This is a genomic window from Klebsiella sp. 4_1_44FAA (assembly GCF_000238715.1).
Taxonomy (GTDB): domain Bacteria; phylum Pseudomonadota; class Gammaproteobacteria; order Enterobacterales; family Enterobacteriaceae; genus Klebsiella; species Klebsiella pneumoniae.
Window position 1 is genome coordinate 967989 of record NZ_JH414798.1, and the last position, 5038, is coordinate 973026.

The window sequence follows — 5038 nt, forward strand, 5'->3', positions numbered from 1 at the left end:
TGCAGCTGGAGGAGGAGCAGGGCAATGTGCTCGACCACGCGTTTATTGCCCAACATACCCAGGGATTCACCGCCTTCGCCGATGACCTCCACGCCACCCGCTGGCAGGACATCGAACAGGAGTCTGGCCTGACGCGCGAATCCCTGAACCAGGTTGCGGCGGCTTACGCCAAATCCAGGGCCACCATCGTCACCTACGGTATGGGCATCACCCAGCATAACAAAGGCACCTCCAACGTGCGTCTGATTGCCGACCTACTGCTGATGCGCGGCAATATCGGCAAGCCGGGGGCCGGGATCTGTCCTTTGCGCGGTCACTCGAACGTCCAGGGTAACCGCACTGTCGGGATTAGCGAAAAACCCTCCGCGGCTTTCCTCGACAGCCTGCAGCGGGTGATGGGGATTACGCCGCCGCGGCATCATGGCCACGATGCGGTAAAAGCCCTGGAGGCCATGATCGCCGGCGAAGCCAAAGCGCTGATCTGCCTTGGGGGCAACTTCGCCGTGGCGATGCCGGACCACGAACGCGCCTTCCCGGCGATGCGCGGCCTTGAGCTCAGCGTTCACGTCGGCACCAAGCTCAACCGCTCACATCTCCTGACGGCGAAAGAGACCTTTATTCTGCCGTGTCTGGGCCGCACCGAGCTTGACCTGCAGGCCAGCGGCCGGCAGTCGATCACCGTCGAGGATTCGATGTCGATGGTGCATGCTTCGTCGGGCAAGCTTAAGCCCGCCTCGCCGATGCTGCGCTCGGAGCCGGCGATTGTCGCCGGTCTGGCGAAGGCCACCTTGCCCGCCAGCAAAGTGGACTGGCAGTACCTCGTGGAAGACTACGATCGCATTCGCGATCTGATCGAACAGACCATTCCTGGGTTCGAGGATTATAACCAGCGCATTCGCCATCCTGGAGGCTTCCGCATGCCGCTGCCGCCGACCGAGCGCATCTGGCCTACCGCCACCGGTAAAGCCATGTTCTCGGTATTTAAAGGGGTGCATGAGAACGTGGTGGTGGAGGGTGAGGACGTGATGCGCCTGGTGACGCTGCGCAGTCATGACCAGTACAACACCACCATCTACGCGATGGATGACCGCTACCGTGGCGTCTTTGGCCGCCGTGACGTGCTGTTTATGAACGAGCAGGATATGGCCGCCCAGGGTCTGGAGCATGGCGATCGGGTAGATATTCATACCGCGCTGCCAGACAGCGAGCTGACGCTGGAAGATATCACGGTGGTGGCCTACGGCATTGCGCCGGGCACCGTCGGCGCCTATTATCCGGAAGCCAACGTGCTGGTGCCGCTGAACTATCTCGATGAAGAGAGCGGCACCCCTTCGTATAAGTCGGTTCCCGTTCGCCTGACGCTGCGCTCGAAAGAGATCCGTCCGCTGGCCGGCGGGCGCTAAAAAGGTATAGCGCAGAGCGGCGTCGCGCCGTCCTGCGCCCCGCAGCACCTCGTGGTGTCCTCGCTTGAATTTATCGCTAGCGAAACTAACATTCTGGTAACCTGTGCGCGGCCCCGGGGGTGAACGGCGGGGTTCAAACGGGAAAGAGAATGGATATTAAGCAACTCAAGTATTTGATCGCGCTCGATCAGACGCGCCATTTTGGCCAGGCGGCGGCGGCCTGTCATATTACCCAGCCGACGCTCTCCATGCGCATTCGTAACCTGGAAGAGGAGCTGAACCTGACGCTGATCCAGCGCGGCCAGCGCTTTGAGGGGTTTACCCCGGAGGGAGAGCGGATCCTGGCCTGGGCGCGGGCGGTGCTGGCCGCTCATGACGGCCTGGCGGCAGAGGCGGCCATCTGTCGCGGGCAGATGGTCGGCCAGCTGCGGGTCGGTATGGTGCCGCTGGCGAGCCTCAATCCGATGCAGTTGATTAAACCCCTGGCGGAGAAATATCCGGCGCTGCAGTTCAGCCTGTTGTCGATGACCTCGGAGCAGATTATCGATGGCGTCAGCCGTAATCAGCTGGATCTGGGGATCTGTTATCTGCAGCATCTGGATGAAGGTCAGTTCAAGATTGCTCGCTTGCCGCAAACCCGGATGGGACTGCTGCACGATAAACGCCATTTCGACTTCAGCGCCGGGACGCCGGGATGGGAGACGCTGGCGACGCTGCCCCTCGGCTTTCTGACCAAGGGGATGTATTACCGGGAATCGATTGAAATCAGCTTTAAGGCCAAAGGGCTAACGCCAAGGTATGTCTTTGAAAGTGATTCGACGTTTCAGATTATCCAGGCGGTGCAGGCGGGGATCTGCTGCGCCATTATGCCGCTTAACAACGGCCTCGAAGCGCTAAGCGATAATCTTGAAATTCTGCCGATCGCCGAAACCCATGTTGATTCACAGCTGGCGCTGATTATGCGCCAGCAGGAACCAGTCTCGACCCTGGCGGAAAAATGCTTCGCCGAGGCGCAGGGGATATTTGGCTGAGGCCGGGCCGCCGACCTGGCGGCTTGTCACTAAAATGCCTAAACGCCCCTCTGATGGGAGAGTGTCAATATAGCCCCGGTGATGCTGGACCGTTGGTAAAAGTGGTATTGCGGCGCCGCTTAATGCTGTCCAGAAGTTACAAGCCTTAATGGCAATTTTTTATCCCTCCTGCAGTACACATCACAAATATTAACTATGGCAACAGCCGTCATTTAAGTTAACAACAACCGATATGTATTACTCCATAATGATATATTAGGCTGACTTCCTGGTTAGATTATGATGCATTAATGTCATGCCGGCATATGAATTCTTAAATGAATATGTCTGAAAACTAATAATATCACGGACTGTTTACATGTCATCTCATACCAACATTGTACAAGAAAAGGCTTTGCAACTGATGCAAAGCATTGGTCAAAATACCTACCTTAAGTCAATCATGAGCGGTATGATGCTCATATTGCCAGTAACGATCATGAGTTCTGTGGCGACTTTGGTTAAAGTGTTTCCGTTTGCTCCATATCAGGATTTTTTGTTACGACACAACTTAACTCGCTTCTTTGATATCCCGATTACCTTCACGAATAATTTTTTAGCCGTGATTGTCGCTTTCTCCGTTGCCTATACGCTAGCGAAAAATTTCGATGTTGATGGCTTCATGTCAGGCCTGATTTCAATGATCTCTTTCTTTATTTTAACGCCGTATGATCTCGGTGAAATAGGGCCGTTAGGGCAATCATTTTCAATCCCTGGCCAATGGCTGGGGCCCATGGGGCTGTTTACCGCCATTCTGGTGGCGATAATTTCAACACGAATATTCGTGGCGATAACTCGCAAGGGGTTGATTATCAAAATGCCAGAAAACGTTCCGGAATTTATCTCCAAATCGTTCTCTTCATTGATTCCAGGAATCGCCATCCTGACGCTGTTTACAATTATCTCCGCAGTCATTACCAGCGTTGGTTATGGGAGCATTCACGAAATTATTTATAAATTAATCCAGGTTCCGCTAACATCACTTGGATCCGGAATCTGGTCACTCATCTTTGTTGCTGTTGTTGCGCAATTGCTATGGTTTTTTGGGCTGCATGGCCACGCTATCACCCTCGGTATCGTAGCGCCGATCTGGTTTGCCATGGATGCCCAGCAGCTTGCTGCGTATGCTGCAGGGGTCGACTTACCCAACATCACCGGCTTTGCGTTCTTTATGACTTATGGCGCTGCTGGAGATTTATTGCCGCTGGCTATAATGCTCGCTTTTTTCGCGAAGAGCGCACGCTATAAAACGCTCGGTAAGATCGCCTTGCCGCCAGCTATCTTCACCATTGGCGAACCGATGGCTTATGGCGTGCCGCTGGTAATGAATTTTACTCTGGCGATTCCTTATATTTTTATCAATGGCATCATGCTCGGCATTGCATGGTATCTAACGGTCATTGGCGTATTGCCTCGCGTCGCTGGGGTGAGTACCCCGGCCGGCATGCCGATCATTATTTCTGGTTTTATGCAGGGGAGCTGGAAAATTGCCGCTTTCCAATTTATAGGACTTTTTGCGCGATTTGCAGGATGGTATTTCTTCTTCAAGACTGCCGATCTTGTCGCTTGCCGGGAAGAAAATCAGACGGATACCATTTGAATGCTCCTTAAAAAAATGCCAGCAACGCCAATTTAGCCATGGTGGGAAAGATGTTAAGTATCAATTACCAAACGGAAAACATTATTGTCGATCATCTGCCAATTATGGTGTGCTGGTCTACCAATTATCCTCAAAAGTCATTTTCGATAAAAGTGTATAAAGGTGCCGAACTGGTATCTCTTATCGCAAGAGAGGGTAATGATACAATTGTCACTCTCGATGCAATATCGTTACAAAGCTTTACTTCTTATACCATAGAAGTCCTTACCCACGGTGACAATGGTGAGAACAACGTTTTTAGAAACAGTTTCACAACCAGTAATCTTGGCCATTTTTCTGGCCGCTGGGTGAGCGGTGGGCATCACTTCACTAATGATATTCATTACTATCGCGGTAAACGTAATGTGGTGATGAGAAAAACAATTTATCTCGACGAAGACCTCCTCGATGCCTATATCAGTATTGTTGGTCTTGGTTTTTATAAATTGTATATCAACGGTAAAGAGGTCACACGCGGTGAGCTCAATACTGACTGGACAAATTATGCTAAAATTATTTATTATGATACTTACAATATAAAGCCGTTTATTAATCAGCCGAAAAATGAAGTCATTGTTGAGCTAGGGAAGGTGCGAATAAGCAGGTCATTTCTTCCCAAGCTGACTCGCTGATTAAAATTTCGCGGATCTGGGCCGATTTTTTTCCCGCAAACACATCGAATCAGCCTATTTAGGCTATTTTTTTCCACCATTTCTGGCGTTATTTCCGGTTTTTACTGAGATCTCTCCCACTGACGTATCATTTGGTCCACCCGAAACAGGTTGGCCAGGGTGAATAACATCGCCAGTTGGTTATCGTTTTTCAGCAGCCCCTTGTATCTGGCTTTCACGAAGCCGAACTGCCGCTTGATGATGCGAAACGGGTGCTCCACCTTGGCACGGATGCTGGCTTTCATGTATTCGATG

4 protein-coding genes and 2 pseudogenes are annotated in these 5038 nt (G+C 51.9%); 4 read left to right on the forward strand and 2 right to left on the reverse strand.

The features are described from left to right. From HMPREF1024_RS28335 to HMPREF1024_RS20965, 4 genes and pseudogenes are all read left to right on the forward strand, one after another. A partial coding sequence (locus HMPREF1024_RS28335) for a molybdopterin dinucleotide binding domain-containing protein (protein WP_009307800.1) occupies positions 1-1403 on the forward strand: 1403 nt, incomplete at its 5' end. Between the two features lie 149 nt (positions 1404-1552). After that, complete coding sequence (locus HMPREF1024_RS20975; protein WP_002906016.1) at positions 1553-2434, forward strand: LysR family transcriptional regulator; 882 nt, start codon at positions 1553-1555, stop codon at positions 2432-2434. 403 nt (positions 2435-2837) lie between these two features. Next, positions 2838-4073 (forward strand): PTS sugar transporter subunit IIC, encoded by a 1236-nt coding sequence (locus HMPREF1024_RS20970; protein ID WP_014343100.1) that lies wholly within the window; start codon positions 2838-2840, stop codon positions 4071-4073. Positions 4074-4123: 50 nt separating this feature from the next. After that, positions 4124-4696 (forward strand): annotated as a pseudogene (locus tag HMPREF1024_RS20965) (alpha-L-rhamnosidase N-terminal domain-containing protein); the annotation flags it as partial. Here the strand turns inward: HMPREF1024_RS20965 and HMPREF1024_RS32045 are convergent. After that, positions 4666-4864: pseudogene (locus HMPREF1024_RS32045) on the reverse strand (hypothetical protein). The pseudogenes HMPREF1024_RS20965 and HMPREF1024_RS32045 overlap by 31 nt on opposite strands. Next, a partial coding sequence (locus HMPREF1024_RS20960) for a transposase (RefSeq protein WP_141223319.1) occupies positions 4846-5038 on the reverse strand: 193 nt, incomplete at its 5' end. The gene HMPREF1024_RS20960 and the pseudogene HMPREF1024_RS32045, both read right to left, overlap by 19 nt.

Excerpts from the sequence above, each read along its gene's own strand:
- HMPREF1024_RS20970 (WP_014343100.1), top strand. The coding sequence starts at position 2,838 with ATGCAAAGCATTGGTCAAAATACCTACCTTAAGTCAATCATGAGCGGT.
- HMPREF1024_RS20975 (WP_002906016.1), top strand. The coding sequence starts at position 1,553 with ATGGATATTAAGCAACTCAAGTATTTGATCGCGCTCGATCAGACGCGC.